Source organism: Caulobacter sp. FG7, from assembly GCF_057808875.1.
Map to the genome: position 1 here is coordinate 125,363 of NZ_JBMDIW010000001.1, position 16,569 is coordinate 141,931.

Genomic DNA, 16,569 nt, shown 5'->3' on the forward strand with positions numbered 1-16,569 from the left:
TGCAGGGCAATAGAGGGCTCTTGATATGAAACTCAAACTCCTGGCGGGAGCCGCCCTGGCCGCGGTGTTCGCCGCGTCGGGCGCTTCGGCCCAAGAGACCGGCTGGTACGGCGCGGTCGACCTCGGCTACCACTGGCCGACGGGCATCAACAGCGAGTCGGACGCCAACGCTCCGGACGGTCAGCACTACCACTGGACCTGGAAGTCGGAGAGCGACTGGGCTGGTTTCGTGCGTCTGGGCTACCAGTTCACCCCGAACTGGCGCGCTGAACTCGAAGGCGGCTACCGTCCGGGCGACCTGGAAGGCGTCCGCGGCAACCCCGTCCGTCAGCAGCCGATCGCGCTCTGCACCCCGGGTGTGACGCGCTCGGCCACGAACCCGAAGTGCGGTTCGCCGGAAGGCTCGGTCGAGTCGTGGTCGCTGATGTTCAACGTCCTGTACGACTTCGCGCCGGACGCCAAGATCAACCCGTTCGTCGGCGCCGGCCTCGGCGTCAACCGCCTGGACGTCAAGACCCTGGGTCAATTCTCGGGCGTTCCGACCGGCCAAGCCGCCATCCAGAACCTGACGGTCGACGACGACGACATCGCGATCGCCTGGCAAGGCATCGCCGGTCTGGCCTGGAAGGCGACCGACAAGCTGAAGCTCGACGTCACCTACCGTTACTTCGCCACCGACGACCACAGCTGGAAGTCGACCGGTTCGGGCGCTCTGCAGCCCGGCACCTTCGAAGGCCAGTATAAGGACCAGTCGCTGACGGTCGGCCTGCGGTACTCGTTCGCGGCTCCGCCGCCCCCGCCGCCGCCCCCGCCGCCGCCGCCGCCTCCTCCGCCCCCGCCGCCGCCTCCCCCGCCGCCGCCGCCGCCTCCGCCGGCTCCGGCTCCGTTCGAGGCCAAGGAATTCATCGTCTACTTCCCGTTCGATCAGTACGTGCTGACGCCGGAAGCCCAGTCGGTGGTTTCGGAAGCGGCCAAGTACGCCAACGACGGCAAGGCCACCCGCATCGTGGTCGTCGGTCACACCGACACCTCGGGCTCGCCGAAGTACAACGTCCGCCTGTCGGAACGTCGTGCGAAGGCCGTGGCTGACGCCCTGGTCGGTCTGGGCGTCGCCCAGCAGACCCTGGCGGTCGACTGGAAGGGTGAAACCGCCCCGGCCGTCGCCACCGGCGACGGCGTGAAGGAACCGCTGAACCGTCGTTCGACCATCTCGATCAACTTCTAAGATCGAGGTCGGACGGAAGTTCTAGGCTTCCCGACGAATGCGAAGGCCCCGGAGGAAACTCCGGGGCCTTTTGCTTTTGATCCTCCCCCGCTTGCGGGGGAGGGGGACGAAGTCCGGCGTTGGCCTGCTCTCCCTTCCCCTTGATGGGGGAAGGGCCGGGGATGGGGGTGATCTGCTGAGCCGGCCACAGCGCCAGGCTTCCGCCGCCGCGCCACCCCCACCCAACCCTCCCCCATCAAGGGGGAGGGCTTTCTGGTGATGCCGGCCCCAGATATCCCCGCTCTTTTTTGCTCCGAACCCTTCCGAAGAATCCGGAATCGACGGGTGCAAAGGCGCTCCGGTCGCGGAGTTTCGTTAACGCTGGTGCGGCGCGTTGACGCGGCGAAAAATTATCGTGTGGGCAACCCCTTGATCCACACCGAGAACCTCGACGCGTTCACAGGTTGTTAACGAAAAACTCGCCTCGGAGGCGTTCCTACCCGTTGACGAAGCGGCGGCGCCTGTGGCCCCATATATGGGCTCTGGGGGCGCAACGCCCTACTATATCTAGCGGCTTGGCGGGAAGCGGACGGCTTCTCGCAAGCGCATGGTAAATGGACGGGTTCTGCTCATGACCGCTGGTGAAGCGACCAAGATTCAACCTGCCGCGCGCCCTGCGTCGGCCTTCAAGGAACGTCCGGCGCTGGCGCTGGTGCGCAAGGTCCAGGTGGACCGTTCGCGCGACGCGCTCCTGACCGATTTCGGCAAGACCACGCTGGAAGACCGCTATCTGCTGCCGGGCGAGTCCTACCAGGACATGTTCGCGCGCGTGTCGACGGCCTTCGCCGACGACGCCGACCACGCCCAGCGCGTCTACGACTACATGAGCCGCCTGTGGTTCATGCCGGCCACGCCGGTGCTCAGCAACGGCGGCGCCGATCGCGGCCTGCCGATCAGCTGCTTCCTCAACGCCGTCAACGACAGCCTCGACGGCATCCTGGGCGTCTGGAACGAGAACGTCTGGCTGGCGGCCAACGGCGGCGGCATCGGCACCTACTGGGGCGGAGTCCGCTCGATCGGCGAGAAGGTCAAGGGCCAGGGCCAGACCTCGGGCATCATCCCCTTCATCCGCGTGATGGACTCGCTGACGCTGGCCATCTCGCAGGGCAGCTTGCGCCGTGGTTCGGCCGCGGTCTATCTCGACATCCACCACCCGGAGATCGAAGAGTTCCTCGAGATCCGCAAGGCCTCGGGCGACTTCAACCGCAAGTCCCTGAACCTGCACCACGGCATCTCGATCTCCGACGAGTTCATGCACGCCGTGCGCGACGGCCAGAAGTTCGGCCTGCGCTCGCCCAAGACCAACGAAGTGCTGCGTGAAGTCGACGCCCGCGGCCTGTGGCAGAAGATCCTCGAGCTGCGCCTGCAGACCGGCGAGCCCTACCTGATCTTCTCCGACAGCGTGAACCGCGCCATGCCGTCGTTCCAGCGCGAGCTGGGCCTGAAGGTGCGCCAGTCGAACCTGTGCAGCGAGATCATGCTGCACACCGGCACCGACCACCTGGGCCAGGAGCGCACCGCGGTGTGCTGCCTGTCGAGCGTCAACGCCGAGACCTTCCTGGAGTGGCGCGACCACCCGACCTTCATCGAGGACGTCATGCGCTTCCTCGACAACGTCCTGCAGGACTTCATCGATCGCGCTCCGGACGCGGCCTCGACCGCCGCCTACGCCGCCATGCGCGAGCGTTCGGTGGGTCTGGGCCTGATGGGCTTCCACTCGTTCCTGCAAAGCCAGAACGTGCCGTTCGAGAGCGCCCTGGCCAAGAGCTGGAACATGCGGATGTTCAAGCACCTGCGCCGCGAGGCCGACAAGGCCAGCCTGGCGCTGGGCGAGGAAAAGGGTCCGTGCCCCGACGCCGCCGACCGCGGCTCCAAGGAGCGCTTCTCGCACAAGCTGGCCATCGCCCCGACCGCCTCGATCTCGATCATCTGCGGCGGCACCTCGGCGGGCATCGAGCCGATCCCGGCCAACATCTACACCCACAAGACCCTGTCGGGCTCGTTCGCGGTGAAGAACCCCTACCTGGAGAAGCTGCTCGAGGAGAAGGGCCAGAACACCGACGTGGTCTGGGGCTCGATCCTGGAGAACGAAGGCTCGGTCCAGCACCTGGAGTTCCTGAGCCAGGACGAGAAGGACGTCTACAAGACCGCCTTCGAACTGGACCAGCGCTGGGTGGTCGAACTGGCCGCCGACCGCACGCCGGAAATCTGCCAGAGCCAGTCGGTCAACGTCTTCCTGCCGGGCGACGTCGACAAGTGGGACCTGCACATGCTGCACTGGATGGCCTGGGAACGCGGCGTCAAAAGCCTCTACTACCTGCGCTCCAAGTCGGTTCAGCGCGCGGCCTACGCCGGCGCCGACGGCAAGGAGGAAGCGGTCTCCGCAGGCTTCGACGCCCCGGGCAAGACCGACTACGAGGAATGCCTCGCCTGCCAGTAAGGCGGGCGGACCAGGGCGCGGCAGGTGAGAGAGTAAGCGCTCTCGCCGCTCGCCGCGCTCCACTCCAGCGACGATTAACCACAGCGGCGCGACATATCGCGCCGCTGTTTTTCTGCGCGGAACAATTACCGTCACAAGCTGTTCACCGAACGCCGGCGTTTTCCCGGTGGACGTATCCGATCAGGCGGATACGGTGGGCAGGATTGGGATTGGGGAATCCGCAATGCGTATCGTTTGCGTGACGATCGCGACGTGCTGCGGCGCCAGTTTGGCGCTGTCCGCGGCATCGTCGGAAGCTGCTGTCCGGAAGGGCAAGCGCAAGGCGACGGCCAGGCCGGCCGCCGCGGCGCCGACTCTTACGCCTACCTTGCAGAAACTGGATCTGACACGTCGCGAGCCCTCGCAGGCCGCCGCGCCGTCGGTCGCGGCCTTCGCCGCCCGCCCGGTCGACTCCCGGGCTACCGAGGCCGAGGGCGAGCCGTTCGCCGTTTCGCCGGCGGCGCTCTATGGCGACGCCAACCTGCTGGACGCCGATCGCTACTACAATGAGCGCGGGCCGGTCAGCTGGCGTTCGGGCAGCTACGTGGTCGGCGACAACGGCCACAGCGTGGACTCCGTGCGCGTGTCCGTCGCCAGCTCCTCGCGCCTGGCCCAGAGCGCGCCGCTCAGCCTGGTGCGCCCGGGCGCGGCCAATTTCGACGCCGACAGCGTCGACGTCAGCGTCTCGCGTGGGTGGCCCGCCGCGGTCAAGTTCGGCGCCGGCAAGCTGGCGGTCGACTTCACGCCGCACGCGGGCCTGGGCTTCGGCGGGGCCGGTGGTTCGGCCGAGGCCGGCGGCATGGTCCGCATCGGCAAGAGCGTCGAGGACCGGGTGATCAGCGGCCTGGGCGTGCGCGACGGTCGCGAGACCTTCGGCGATCGCGGGCGCTGGTACCTGTTCGCCGGCGCCAGCGGCCAGCTGGTCGGCATGAACCTGCTGCGCGGCCAGGACGGCGACTGGACCCGGGCCGGCGTCACCTCCGACACCGGCAGCCGCCTGGTCGGCGACGCCCAGGCGGGCGTGGGCTGGCGGCGCGGGCCGATGCAGGCCTCGGTCGGCTACATCCGCCGCGAGATCAAGGCCAAGGACCAGATCATGGGCATGGCGACCCAGGAAGACTCGGTCGTGGCCCTGTCGTTCAGCCTCAAACCGCATTGGTGACCGGCGTTTGATTTGCGCTGCGGCCTCGCGGCGCTTGAGTTTCCGGCCGCGATCATGCAGCTAGCGTCGATCCGTCCGCAAAATCGTCGAGCGTCATGAGCGAGAGCGAGCCCCCGCGCCGCAAGATCCTGAGCCTGAAGAGCGGCGTCGCCGCGCCTGGCGGCCCGCCGCCGCTGGAGCGGCTGCAGAAGGCCGTCAAGGTGGTGACCCCCGAGCCGGCCCCGCCGCCGCCTCCGGCCGTCGGCGACTGGAAATGCAAGCCCTGCGGCACCCGGTTCGATCCGCCGGCCGAGCTGGACGACGGCGACCACGTGCGCTGTCCCTCGTGCAACGCCCGCCTGGGCCTGGCCTCGGACTTCCGCGCCGATCCGCCGAATGTGGCCAAGCTGCGCGCCCGTTACCTGAAGAAGGCCGGCTGAGGCCCGTCTCGCGTCCGAGTCCGATGGGACGGAGGCGAAAGATCGAAATGCCCAAAGCCGTCATCCCGGAAAGCGCGCAGCGCTTGTCCGGGATCCCGGCGACCGGGCGCCGCGCCTGGGTTCGCCGCGCCCGCCCGCTTGGCGGGCGTACGGCCGGGGTGACGGTCTCAAGAAGCTGAAGCCGAGCTTGGCTCTCCCGCCCGTCCCGGCCAGCTCTGGCGCTGGGCGAGCACCCTGGCCACCTCGGCCATGTTCTCGGTTCCCCACAGGCACAGCGGCTCCAGCGCCTTGGTCAGGCTCAGCCCCAGCGGTGTGAGGCTGTAGTCGACCCTGGGCGGCACCTCCTTGTAGTCGGTGCGCACGATCAGGTCGTCGCCCTCCAGCTCCTTGAGCTGCTGAATCAGCACCTTGTCGCTGACCCCCCGCACGGCCCGGCGCAGCTCGCCGTAGCGGGTGGGGCCCTGCAGCAGGAAATAGAGGATCAGCGGCTTCCACTTGCCGGAGATCACCCGAAGCGTGGCGTCCAGCCCGCAGCTGAAGCCGGTCGCGCAGAGGGGAGCGTCGCTCATGGTCTGGGGATCCAAACTTTCTTGGCACTTACCAAAAGGTGCATACTTGTTGAAAGGTATGTAGGTCGCCAACTCCCTTGCCGCCACAGCAAAGGAGGCAGGACATGAGCAGACTTCAAGGCAAGACCGCCGTGATCACCGGCGGCGCAACCGGCATCGGCCTGGGCGCGGCCAAGCGCTTCGTCGAGGAAGGCGCGTTCGTCTACATCTTCGGACGTCGGCAGGAGGCGCTGGACGCGGCCCTGAAGGAACTGGGCCCCAACGCCCGCGCCGTGCGCGGTTCGGTGACCGACCTAGCCGACCTGGACCGCCTGTACGAGACGGTGAAGGCCGAGCGCGGCGGGCTCGACATCGTGCTGGCCAACGCCGGCACGGGCTCGTTCGCGCCGCTCGGCGAGATCACGGTCGAGCACTACGACCAGATCTTCGACCTCAATGTGAAGGGTCTGGTGTTCACCGTGCAGAAGGCTTTGCCGCTGATGGGGCAAGGCGGCTCGATCATCCTGACCGGGTCGAGCACCGGGGTGATGGGCACCCCGGCCTTCAGTATCTACAGCGCCACCAAGGCCGCCGTGCGTAACCTGGCGCGCAGCTGGGCGCTGGACCTGCGCGGTACGGGCGTGCGCGTCAACGTGATGTCGCCGGGTCCGATCACCACGGAACTGGCCCAGGAGGTGCTGGGCGACGAGGGCGTGGCGGCCATGGGCGCCTCGACGGTGCTGGGCCGCATGGGCGATCCGGCCGAGACCGGCGCGGTTGCCGGGTTCCTGGCCTCGTCGGACTCCAGCTTCATGACCGGCGGCGAGGTGTTCGTCGACGGCGGCCTGGCCCAGGTCTGAACGCTCGTCAGCGCGGAGGCGGCGGGGGCCGGTCGTTCCCGTCGCCGGAGCCTTCGCCGCCCGGCGGCGGAGGCCCGTCCGGGGCGCCGAGGCCGCCGTCCGGGAGGAAGGCGGCGATGCGATGGTTCGACAGGGAGAAGCGCACCGCCTGGCCGACCGCGACGCCGCCCAGCATGCCCGGCTTGGCCGTGGCGAACGGCATGGTTCCGGCCGGCCAGTTCAGCGCCTCGTTGGCCGCGTAGGCGATGGTCACCCGGTCGGTCGCCGGATCGATGGCCCGCACGACGCCGACGATCACCACCTTGTCGAGATCGGCCTGCTTGCCCCCGCCTGGTCCAGATCCCGGGCCAGGGCCGCCGCCCGGGCCCCGGCCGCCCCCGGGCGGCTGGGCGTGGGCGGTCGTGGCGAGGAGGGCGACGGCGAGGGCGGGGAGGATGAACTTGCGCATGACCGGATCGAGCGTGACTGGAGCAAGCCCTGCCTAGCGGCCGAGTGCTGCACGATGACTGCGCTCGGTTTCGCGCCTGCAATCCGGGCTCGACCGGATCCGGCCCGCGACCTAGAAGCGGATCGCGGGCGGGGCGGCGATGAGCGGCGTGAAGAACAAGGTGGGCGGCCGGATCGGGGGCGTGTGGACGACGCTCTGTCTCGTCCTGGCCGCAGTTCTGGCCTGGCCGGCGCTTTACGCCCTGTTCGGTCCGCCGCCGATCTGGCTGCCGGGCTACATCCGCGGGGTGGAGGGCGCGGTCTGGGTCCCGACCGAGCCCAAGCCCGACGCGGCCTACGTGCTCAAGCTTTCCGACGGCCGCGCCATCACGCTCCATTGCGCGCCGCTGGCGGCGAGGAAGCCGCGTCCTTGCCTGCATGAGGGCCTGTCACGGCTAGGCCTTGGAGCCGGGCGGACCTATCGCCTGACCGCGACCTACGGGGCCGAGCACACGCGAACGGGTCGGATGCGCAACGTGCTGGTCCACGCCCAGATGGGCGGGGGTGTCCTGTTCGCCGCCGACGAGCAGCTGCGCTCCTGGCGCGACAAGGGCGCGCTGCTGGAACAGATGAGCGATCCGGACTTCCTGTTCCTGCCGGGCCTTCTGGCCTTCATCGGCTTTGCCGGCCTGTTCCAGCTCATCCAGGAAGCGGAGGAGCGGGCCTGGAAGCGCCGGCGCGCCCTCAGCCGTCGCTGGTCGGATCCAGGCTGATCGCGCCGGGCTCGGGCTTGGGCCGGTTGCCGGCCCGCTTGAACAGGCCGCGCCAGCCGGTCGGCTCCAGCACGGGGCTGGCCCAGACCTTGTCCTCCATCGCCAGGGCCTCGGCCGCGTCGTAGATCTTCCGCATGGTCGAGGTCTCGAACCGCAGCATGTTGAAGCCGTCGAAGTCGCCCGGGATCGAGGCCACGCTGAGCGGCAGGTTGTGGCGCGTGCAGAAGCCCTCGGCCAGGCTCAGGGCCTGGCGGTAGGAGAAGCGCAGCATGGTCTCGAAGCTGCGGCCCATGATCGAGGCCACCCCCGGCGGGGTCGAGCGCGGCGAGGGGTCCAGCACCGTGTTGACGATGACATAGACCCGCCCCCGGCGCAGGCGCTGGCCCAGGTTGCGCCAGTGCAGCAGGGCGTCGGGCATCAGGAACAGCGGCGCGGCCACGCCGCCGTCCACGTGCATCTCCTGGCGCCGCTCGCCATTGGCCTCGACGTCGAACATCTTGGGCGGAAACAGCCCTGGCACGCTGGCCGAGGCGACCAGGACCTCGCGGAACAGCTTGGCGGCTTCGGGACCGCCGCGCTTGGCGATGGCGCCCATGTCCCAGATCGAGGCCCGCTGGTTGTCGAGGTTGGTGGTGGCGATCAGCAGTCGCCGGCCCTTGGCGTGCTCGGCGGCGACGGCCTCGATCATCGCCTCGTCGACGAAGGGCTCGACCAGGGCGTCCAGGCTCTCGCCCTTGAAGATGCTGGGGCCGAGGGCGGGGGCGAGGCGCCGCAGGCTGAGCAGTTCGGCGGCGCGGCCGCCCAGATAGGCCTCGGTCAGGCGGTCGTCCCAGGCGGGACCCAGGAAGGCCAGGGGCGCGATCAGGGCGCCGGTCGAGACGCCGGTGACGATGGCGAAGTCGGGCCGCCGGCCGGCCTTGGTCAGCCCCGTCAGCACGCCCGCGCCATAGGCGCCGCCGGCTGCGCCGCCGGACAGGGCGAGAATGTTGAATTCGTCGACGCCGATCAGCGAGCGCACCGGCGCCAGTCGATCGGCGGCGGCCTTCAGCGCGTCCTCGGCCTGTTCGATCGACAGCCGCACGCCGGGGAAGTCGAGCGCCTCGACGTGGGCGTCGGCCGGCGGGGCGGGCAGGCGCTTGCCACGCAACGGGTCGGGACCCTTCCAGTCGCGGAAGAAGCCCTGGATGGTGATCTTGTTGTCGCCCCCGCGGTCCCCTCCGCGTTCCATGGGGTCAGGCCCGGGCGCCGGCCAGGACGACCCCGACCAGCACGGCCGCGTAGTGCAGGCCGGCCCCGCCGATCACGTGGCCGTGCCAGATGGCGCGGCGGAACTTCAGCCGGCGCATCAGGTAGAAGACCGTGCCGGTGGAATAGACCAGGCCGCCGATGGCCAGCAGCAGCAGGGCCACCCAGGACAGGCCCTCGATCATCGGCTTGATGGCGACCAGCACCAGCCACCCCATGGCCATGTAGAGGCCGACCCAGAAGCGCTTGTCGAGGCCGGGCAGGAACAGCTTGGCCGCAACGCCCAGGGCCGCGACGCTCCACACCGCCGTGGTCATGCCGATCGCCCACCAGCCCTCGAGGTTCTGGGTGGTGAAGGGCGTGTAGGACGCGGCGATCATGATGAAGATGCCGGCGTGGTCGAAGCGGCGCAGCAGCGGCTGCCAGCGCGCCTTGGAGAAGTTGTAGGCGGTCGACAGCGACAGCATGGTCACCAGGCCGATGGTGTAGACGCCGATGGCGGCCATCTGGCCTAGCGAGCCCAGGCCGAAGGCCAGGCCCAGCAGGATGCCGCCGCCCAGCAGGGCGCAGGCCAGGCCGGCGAGGTGCACGATCAGGTCGGCCAGCTTGGCGCCCGTCGTCGGGTAGTGCTTGGTGAAGTCGGAGATCGTCATGGCCCGCCCAGCCTACTCAAATTCGATGACGTATAAACGGCGATCATCATGGCGCCGAAAGGGCGGCGCGCAAGCGTGACCAATCGTCATGCCAGTCCGAAGAAGCCGTCCCAGGCCAGCTTGGTTCCGACGAGGATCAGAAGAACGTAGATCACCTTGTAGAAGCCCTCGGCCGGCACCTTGCGCACCAGCAGCACGCCGGCCCAGGTCGAGGCGATCGCCACCGGCAGCAGCACGGCCACGGTGGCCAGGACCTGCGGCGTGAACTGGCCCAGGGCGATATAGGCCGGCAGCTTCATCCAGTTGACCACGGCGAAGAAGATGGCGCTGGTGCCGACGAAGACGTCGCGCGGCAGGCGGCGCGGCAGCACGTAGATCTGAAACGGCGGGCCGCCGGCGTGGGCGATCTGGCTGGTGAAGCCCGAGGCCATGCCGCACAGCACGCCCAGCCACGGCCGGGCGGGGCTGGTCTCGATGGCGGCCGCGGCCTTGACCGCCCGCTCGGCCCACAGCCGCTGGGCGGCGAACAGGATGGAGACGAGGCCCACCGCCAGCTCCACCGCCGCCGACGACACCAGGGCCGCCAGCGCCCAGCCCAGGAAGATGCCGAAAGCCGCCGGCGGGGTCATCAGGATCAACAGGCCCTTGTCCCAGGTCTTGCGATAGGCCCAGACCCCGACGACGTCCTGCACGATCAAGAGCGGCAGCAGGATCGCCGCGGCTTTCACCGGCCCGACCGCCAGGGCCATCAACGGTGTGGCCACCACGCCGATCCCCGCGAACCCGCCCTTGGCCAGCCCCACCAGGATCACGGCGGGAATGGCGACGGCGTAGAAGAAGGGGTCGGTGAGCATGGCGGGGCTTTAGCACCCCCTCAGTCGCTACGCGACAGCTCCCCCAGAGGGGGAGCATCTGGGCGAGGCGTCGATCAAGATCCTCCCCCTCTGGGGGAGGTGGCCCGAAGGGCCGGAGGGGGTCTTTTCAGCTTCCGCTGAAACTCTCCTCCCTCGCTTTGGAGCGGGGAGGAGCTAAGTCTCTACGCCGTCGCCAGCCGGGTCTTGCGCTCGAGGCCGAGGCTGATCCCGGCCAGGACCAGGGCGCCCAGGGGCACCAGGGCCGCGATCGGGGCGATGGCCGAGAGGCCGAGGCCATGGGCGATCACCGCGCCGCCCAGGGCCGCGCCGATGGCGTTGCCGAGGTTGAAGGCGGCGATGTTGAGGCTGGAGGCCAGGCCTTGGCCCGCGCCGCCGGCCTGGCTCAGCACCCGCATCTGCAGCGGGGCGACGGTGGCGAAGGCGGCCGCGCCCAGCAGGAAGGCGGCCAGGACCGCGCCGACCTTGTCGTGGAACGCCCAGCCGGCGGCCAGCATGACCACGGTCAGTATGGCGATGCTGCCGGCCAGGGCCGTGTTCAGCCGCTTGTCGGCCCAGCGGCCGCCAACGAGGTTTCCGGCCACCAGGCCCGCGCCGAACACCAGCAGGATCGGCGAGACGGCGGCCTTCGAGAAGCCGGCCAGCTCGGTCAGGATCGGCTGGATGTAGGTGAACACCGCGAAGACGCCGCCGAAGCCCAGCACGGTCATGGCCAGGCCCAGCTGCACCTGCGGACGGGCGAGGACCGCGAACTCTTCCTTCAGGGCGGCGGGTTGCGCGGCCTTCTCGCCCCTGGGCACCAGCAGGGCCAGCACGACCAGGGCGACGGCGCCGATGGCGGTCACCGCCCAGAAGGTCGAGCGCCAGCCGAAGGCCAGGCCCAGCCACGCGCCGAACGGCACGCCCAGAAGGGTGGCCAGGGTCAGGCCGGTGAACATGATGGCGATCGCCGAGGCCTTGCGCTCGGGCGGCACCAGCGAGACGGCGACCAGCGAGCCGACGCCGAAGAAGGTGCCGTGGGCCAGGGCGGTGATGATCCGCGCGCCCATCAGTATGCCGAAGTTGGGGGCCAGGGCGGCGACCAGGTTGCCCAGGGTGAAGATGGCCATCAGGGCCAGAAGGGTGGTCTTGGGCGGCAGGCGGCGGGTGGCCAGGGTGAGGATCGGCGCGCCGACGAAGACGCCCAGCGCATAGCCGGTCATCAGCCAGCCGGCCGTGGGGATCGAGACGCCGAGATCGGCGGAGACCTGCATCAGCAGGCCCATGATGACGAATTCCGTGACGCCGATCCCGAAGGCGCCGACGGTCAGGGCGTAGAGGGCGAGAGGCATGGCTGCCGGCTCCGATGATTGTTCGAGCCGTCAGATAGCGCTGGTGTCTTCGATGAATTAGATTGCCGAAAAGACTATCACTTGTGACGTGAAGGCACGATGGCGCGGCAGGAAATCAATCGTACGGCCGAGATGGAGGTCTTCGCCCGGGTGGTCGAGCAGGGCGGCTTCTCGGCCGCGGCGCGCTCGCTTCGGATGACGCCGTCGGCGGTCAGCAAGCTGGTGGCCCGCCTGGAGGCGCGGCTGGGCGCGCGGCTGGTCAACCGCTCGACCCGCAAGCTGATCCTCACCGCCGAGGGCCAGACCTTCCACGAGCGGTCGCTGCGGGTGCTGGCCGATCTTGACGAGGCCGAGCGCGCCGTGGCCGCCAGCGCCGTTCCGCGCGGCCGGGTGCGGGTCAATTCCAGCGTGCCGTTCGGCCAGCACTACCTGCTGCCGCTGGCGCCGAGGTTCCTGGCCGAGCACCCTGAGATCCAGCTCGACATCACCGTCACCGACCAGGTGATCGACCTGATGGACGAGCGCGCCGACGTGGCCATTCGGGTGGGGCCGATGCGGGCCTCGCAGCTGATGGCCCGCAAGATCGCGCAGAGCCGCATGGTGCTGGTCGCCTCGCCTGCCTACCTGGCCCGGGCCGGAACGCCCGCCCATCCCGACGACCTGGGCGGCCAGGAACTGGTGACCTTCAACTTCGCCCGCCACTGCGACTCGTGGGGCTTCCAGATCGACGGCGAAGTCGCCTTTCGCCCGGTCCACGGCCGGGCCGAGGTCGGCGACGGCGAGAGCGCCCGCACCCTGGCCCTGGCCGGCCAGGGGATCGCCCGGCTGTCGGTGATCCATGTGGGGCCCGACATCGCCGCCGGCCGCCTGGTTCCGGTGCTGGAGGCCTTCAACCCCGGCGACGTCGAGCAGATCCACGCCGTCTATGTCGGCCACGGCGGTCAGCTGCCGGCCCGGGTGCGGGTGTTCATCGACTGGCTGGCGGCGGCGATGAGCGTGGGCCGCGGCGAACCGGCGGCGCTGGAGCAGTTCGGGAGCTAGGCAGGGGATTGGCGGGACGGCTGCGTCAACGCTAGGGTTACAGCATGAAGGCGCCTACCAAGATCCCTGCTCCGGCGCATGCCGCGGCTACGCCGCAGATCGTGCAGGTCCTGCGCGATCTGGTCGCCGCCGGCGTGGCGCCGACCAAGTCGCAGATCTTCGCGCTTCAGGCCTTGATCTGGGACGCGGAAGAGGCGGCGGTGGGGGAACTGCTGCACGATCTGGCTTATGACCTGGCCTACGACCCCGTGGCCGCCCCGGACGGGGCGCTGGGCGAGATCACCCGGGCCCTGCAAGAGATAGAGGCGGCGGCATGCGCGCCCCGCTGATCGCGCTCGCGCTGCTGGGCGTAGCCGGCCCGGCGCTGGCGCAGTTCGGTTTCCCTCTCTCTTAGAGAGAGGGGCTTTCAACTCTAACCCGCCGCCTTGCCGTAGGCGCTGAGGGCGGCGGCCATCTGGGGGGTCGGTTCGACCGCTGGAGCGGCGGGGGCCTGCGGCGCTGCGGCGCCCGAGAGGCGCGCCTGGGCTTCGGGCGACAGGGTGACGGTGTCGCGCGGCGTGGCCTGGGTCGGCTGAGCGGCGTCGAGATCCGACTGCAGGCGGGCGCGATAGTCGCCGACGGTGGCCGGTCCCCGCGCGCCGGGAACGCCGACCTGCAGCGAGGCGACGATGGTCTGGTCGGTTTCCGACAGGCCGTCGAAGGCCTTCAGCGCCTGGGCCTGCGGGGCCGGCGGCGCGGCGTCCGATCCTGCCCAGGCGGCCTTGGTGAAGGTGTTCAGCGCCGACTGCACCGTCTTGGCGAACGGCGAGTCGTTCAGCGCCGGCGCGAGGCTGGCGCGCTCGGCATGACCGGCCCCGGCCCAGCGATTGGACAGGGCGTGATAGGCCGACAGCTTCTGGTCCAGCCCCACCGCGCCGGCGGTGTCGTTCAGCGCCGCCGCCGCGCCGGCCGCGCCGCCGGGATAGGCGACGGCGGACGCGGCGGCGCTGGCTTCGGTCGAATAGGGCTGGGCTATCTTCATCTCGCCGCCAGCCTTCGCGCGGGCGCGATGAAGAGGGTGTGAACGCTGACGCTTGGGCTGCGTGGCATGCTGTCGCAGCGCCTGGTCCTCGCCCTTCGACGCGCTCAGGGTGAGGACCAGTTCGAACGTCGGGTCAGCAGAAAGCCTCGTCCTGAGCCTGTCGAAGGACGAGGCTTTCGTTTCACGCCCCGACCAGCACCTCGGCCACCTGCACGGCGTTCAGCGCCGCGCCCTTGCGCAGGTTGTCGCCGACAACGAACAGGGCCAGGCCGTGCTCGACCGTCGGGTCGGGACGCACGCGGCCGACGAACACGGGGTCCTGGCCGGTGGCGGCGAGCGGGTTGGGCACGTCGTCGACGACCACGCCCGGCGCCTTGGCCAGCAGGGCCAGGGCCTCTTCCACCGAGATCGGGCGATCGAACTCGGCGTTGATCGAGAGGGCGTGGCCCGAGAACACCGGCACCCGCACGCAGGTGCCGCTGACCGGCAGCTCGGGAAGGCCCAGGATCTTGCGGCTCTCGTCGCGCAGCTTCAGCTCTTCCTCGGTGTAGCCGTCCTCGCCCAGCACGTAGTTCAGCGGCACGACGTTGTAGGCCAGCGGCACGGCCCACTTCCTGGGCTCGGGCAGCGGGGCGGCGTCGGGGCTCATGGCCAGGCCGTCGAGATCGCCCGCCGCGCCGGCGCGCAGTTGCTGCGACAGCACCTGGATGCCCTCGACCCCGCCGCCCGAGGCGGCCTGGTAGGTGCTGACCGTCAGGCGCTTGAGGCCGGCGTGGTCGTGCAGGGGCTTGAGCACCGGCATGGCGGCCATGGTGGTGCAGTTGGGGTTGGCGATGATGCCCTTGGGCAGGTCGTCGAGGGCCTCGGGATTGACCTCGGCCACCACCAGCGGGACCTGCGGGTCGTTGCGCCAGGCCGACGAGTTGTCGATGACGATCGCGCCGGCCGCCGCGGCCTTGGGGGCCAGCTCGCGCGAGGTGTCGCCGCCGGCCGAGAAGAACACGATGTCCAGCCCGGCGAAGTCGGCGGTCGCGGCGTCTTCAACCGTAACCGAGCCGTCCTTCCAGGCCAGGGCCTGGCCGGCCGAGCGGCTTGAGGCGAAGACCCGCAGGGCGCTTAGCGGAAAGTCCCGCTCGGCCAGCAGCTTCAGCATCATGCCGCCGACCAGGCCGGTGGCGCCGACGACGCCGACGGCGGGCGGGTTCGAACGGGAAAACTTGCGGCTCATGGGTAGCGTCTCCTGGTGATGTGGAGCGCGGGGAGCCTTGAGGTCTCGTGGATTGAGAGCCGCCCCGCGCAGTGCGGGGCTGGTCTGAGGATGCTCGCTTAGATCGCGCGCATACCCGCCGCCCCGCCGTAGCGGGTCGTTTTGCGGGTAATAATTTTGGTCGCGGCCAATTGCATCGAGCGGGGCTAATAGCGGGCAAGCTGGTCGCCGTAAAGTCGGCTCAGCGGGGAGGACCAAGCAGCGCGACCAGCACGAAGAGGGCGAAGACCGTCACGTTGATGTAGAGCGCGGCCGTTCGCGCCTTGCGACCCGCGGGCGTGAAGACATCGTCCGGGAGGCGCAGGGCGAAGGGGGGCAGGCGCTTGTCGGGCCTGATCTGGGACATGACGAACAGCCGCAGCCCTATGTTCACGGGGACCCAGGCCACGAAGATGGCCCCGAGCGCGAAGCCGGCGATCTGCGACAGGCTCATCCGCTGGCTCCCTTGCTCTCCCAGCCGTCGACGAATGGGAAGCGCCTTTCCCAGAACTCGGCCAGGCGCGGATCGGCGTCCACGCGGCGCACCACGTCGGCCATCTTCGGCGCGCGCTCGTAGAAGCGCACGCGGCGCGAGCCCCAGCGGCTGACCACGGCGACATAGAGATCGAGGACGGAAAGCTCGTCGCCCAGGATGTAGGTCCGCGGCTCGACCTGGGCGTCCATCATCGCCCAACAGTCGGCGATGCGGTCGGCGGTGGCGGCCTTGACCCTGCCTTGCGCTTCGGGATCGGGTCCGGCCAGGCGCGAGGGCTCGTCGCGCACCCAGAACAGCGAATAGATCGAGGCCGGTATGAAGGTCATCCAGCGCAGGAACTGTCCCCGGCGGGGGTCGCCGATCGCCGGCGCAAGCTGCGCCTCGGGGTGGTTGTCGGCCAGCCAGATCAGGATCGCCGCGCTCTCGGTGATCGTCTCGCCTTGTGGGGTGACAAGCGCCGGGATCTGCTTCATCGGATTGACGGGGGCGACCTTGGCCTGCTGCGCCTGGCCCTCCCAGGTGGGCGCCTCGACCACCTTGTAGGCCTGCCCCAATAGGGTCAAAGTCGCTTCGACAGGGACCGAGCCGGAGCCGAGCGCGCCATAGACGGTGTAATCGCTGTTCATCTTTGGTTACCCATTCTGCCCACAACATGTTGTGCCATGGGGCAATTTGACCACTAGATGGGGCGTGTCGCCCTAGGGTACGAAGAGACTACCCGCCCGACCGATTC

At 69.5% G+C, this 16,569-nt stretch carries 18 protein-coding genes; 8 read left to right on the top strand and 10 right to left on the bottom strand.

Annotated features, from left to right (window positions below; genetic code table 11):
- Positions 1–25: 25 nt before the first annotated feature.
- From ACODR1_RS00620 to ACODR1_RS00635, 4 genes are all read left to right on the top strand, one after another.
- A complete protein-coding gene (locus ACODR1_RS00620) occupies positions 26–1,225 on the top strand; it encodes an OmpA family protein (protein WP_488878717.1) in 1,200 nt (399 codons plus the stop codon).
- Between the two features lie 604 nt (positions 1,226–1,829).
- Positions 1,830–3,704, top strand: coding sequence for a ribonucleoside-diphosphate reductase subunit alpha (locus ACODR1_RS00625; RefSeq protein WP_488878900.1), 1,875 nt, complete (start codon positions 1,830–1,832; stop codon positions 3,702–3,704).
- A gap of 367 nt (positions 3,705–4,071) precedes the next feature.
- Positions 4,072–4,905: a lipid A-modifier LpxR family protein gene (locus ACODR1_RS00630; RefSeq protein WP_488878718.1), complete on the top strand. Its 834-nt coding sequence runs from the start codon at positions 4,072–4,074 to the stop codon at positions 4,903–4,905.
- A gap of 95 nt (positions 4,906–5,000) precedes the next feature.
- Positions 5,001–5,324, top strand: coding sequence for a hypothetical protein (locus tag ACODR1_RS00635; RefSeq protein ID WP_488878719.1), 324 nt, complete (start codon positions 5,001–5,003; stop codon positions 5,322–5,324).
- 167 nt (positions 5,325–5,491) lie between these two features.
- On the opposite strand, the gene ACODR1_RS00640 is transcribed toward ACODR1_RS00635, so the two are convergent.
- Positions 5,492–5,893 carry a winged helix-turn-helix transcriptional regulator gene (locus ACODR1_RS00640; protein WP_488878720.1) on the bottom strand — a complete coding sequence of 134 codons (402 nt, stop codon included), beginning with the start codon at positions 5,891–5,893 and terminating at the stop codon, positions 5,492–5,494.
- A 104-nt stretch (positions 5,894–5,997) separates the two neighbouring features.
- Between ACODR1_RS00640 and ACODR1_RS00645 the strand changes: the two genes are divergently transcribed.
- Positions 5,998–6,732, top strand: a complete 735-nt coding sequence (locus ACODR1_RS00645; RefSeq protein WP_488878721.1) for an SDR family NAD(P)-dependent oxidoreductase — start codon at positions 5,998–6,000, stop codon at positions 6,730–6,732.
- A 7-nt stretch (positions 6,733–6,739) separates the two neighbouring features.
- On the opposite strand, the gene ACODR1_RS00650 is transcribed toward ACODR1_RS00645, so the two are convergent.
- The gene (locus ACODR1_RS00650; protein WP_488878722.1) at positions 6,740–7,180 is read right to left on the bottom strand and encodes a copper-binding protein; all 441 of its coding nucleotides are present in this window, start codon (positions 7,178–7,180) and stop codon (positions 6,740–6,742) included.
- A gap of 139 nt (positions 7,181–7,319) precedes the next feature.
- On the opposite strand from ACODR1_RS00650, the gene ACODR1_RS00655 reads away from it, so the two are divergent.
- Positions 7,320–7,931: a hypothetical protein gene (locus ACODR1_RS00655; RefSeq protein ID WP_488878723.1), complete on the top strand. Its 612-nt coding sequence runs from the start codon at positions 7,320–7,322 to the stop codon at positions 7,929–7,931.
- On the opposite strand, the gene ACODR1_RS00660 is transcribed toward ACODR1_RS00655, so the two are convergent.
- From ACODR1_RS00660 to ACODR1_RS00675, 4 genes are all read right to left on the bottom strand, one after another.
- Positions 7,903–9,159 carry a patatin-like phospholipase family protein gene (locus tag ACODR1_RS00660; protein WP_488878724.1) on the bottom strand — a complete coding sequence of 419 codons (1,257 nt, stop codon included), beginning with the start codon at positions 9,157–9,159 and terminating at the stop codon, positions 7,903–7,905. The genes ACODR1_RS00655 and ACODR1_RS00660 overlap by 29 nt on opposite strands.
- Before the next feature lie 4 nt (positions 9,160–9,163).
- Positions 9,164–9,829 carry a PAQR family membrane homeostasis protein TrhA gene (gene trhA / locus ACODR1_RS00665; protein WP_058350211.1) on the bottom strand — a complete coding sequence of 222 codons (666 nt, stop codon included), beginning with the start codon at positions 9,827–9,829 and terminating at the stop codon, positions 9,164–9,166.
- Positions 9,830–9,915: 86 nt separating this feature from the next.
- Positions 9,916–10,683 (bottom strand): sulfite exporter TauE/SafE family protein, encoded by a 768-nt coding sequence (locus ACODR1_RS00670; protein WP_488878725.1) that lies wholly within the window; start codon positions 10,681–10,683, stop codon positions 9,916–9,918.
- A 182-nt stretch (positions 10,684–10,865) separates the two neighbouring features.
- Positions 10,866–12,032 carry an MFS transporter gene (locus tag ACODR1_RS00675; RefSeq protein ID WP_488878726.1) on the bottom strand — a complete coding sequence of 389 codons (1,167 nt, stop codon included), beginning with the start codon at positions 12,030–12,032 and terminating at the stop codon, positions 10,866–10,868.
- A 99-nt stretch (positions 12,033–12,131) separates the two neighbouring features.
- On the opposite strand from ACODR1_RS00675, the gene ACODR1_RS00680 reads away from it, so the two are divergent.
- Together ACODR1_RS00680 and ACODR1_RS00685 are read left to right on the top strand one after the other, a co-directional pair.
- Positions 12,132–13,073 (top strand): LysR family transcriptional regulator, encoded by a 942-nt coding sequence (locus ACODR1_RS00680; RefSeq protein ID WP_488878727.1) that lies wholly within the window; start codon positions 12,132–12,134, stop codon positions 13,071–13,073.
- Positions 13,074–13,117: 44 nt separating this feature from the next.
- Positions 13,118–13,402 carry a hypothetical protein gene (locus ACODR1_RS00685; RefSeq protein WP_488878728.1) on the top strand — a complete coding sequence of 95 codons (285 nt, stop codon included), beginning with the start codon at positions 13,118–13,120 and terminating at the stop codon, positions 13,400–13,402.
- Between the two features lie 83 nt (positions 13,403–13,485).
- Here ACODR1_RS00685 and ACODR1_RS00690 read toward each other — a convergent pair whose 3' ends face one another.
- The 4 genes from ACODR1_RS00690 to ACODR1_RS00705 all read right to left on the bottom strand — a co-directional run bounded on the left by ACODR1_RS00690 (position 13,486) and on the right by ACODR1_RS00705 (position 16,462).
- Positions 13,486–14,094, bottom strand: coding sequence for a hypothetical protein (locus tag ACODR1_RS00690; protein WP_488878729.1), 609 nt, complete (start codon positions 14,092–14,094; stop codon positions 13,486–13,488).
- Between the two features lie 181 nt (positions 14,095–14,275).
- Complete coding sequence (locus tag ACODR1_RS00695) at positions 14,276–15,322, bottom strand: aspartate-semialdehyde dehydrogenase (RefSeq protein WP_488878730.1); 1,047 nt, start codon at positions 15,320–15,322, stop codon at positions 14,276–14,278.
- 220 nt (positions 15,323–15,542) lie between these two features.
- Positions 15,543–15,794: a hypothetical protein gene (locus tag ACODR1_RS00700; protein ID WP_488878731.1), complete on the bottom strand. Its 252-nt coding sequence runs from the start codon at positions 15,792–15,794 to the stop codon at positions 15,543–15,545.
- Entirely contained in the window at positions 15,791–16,462 is a 672-nt protein-coding gene (locus ACODR1_RS00705; protein WP_488878732.1) for a glutathione S-transferase family protein, read from the bottom strand. Before ACODR1_RS00705 ends, ACODR1_RS00700 begins: the two co-directional genes overlap by 4 nt.
- Positions 16,463–16,569 lie beyond the last annotated feature (107 nt).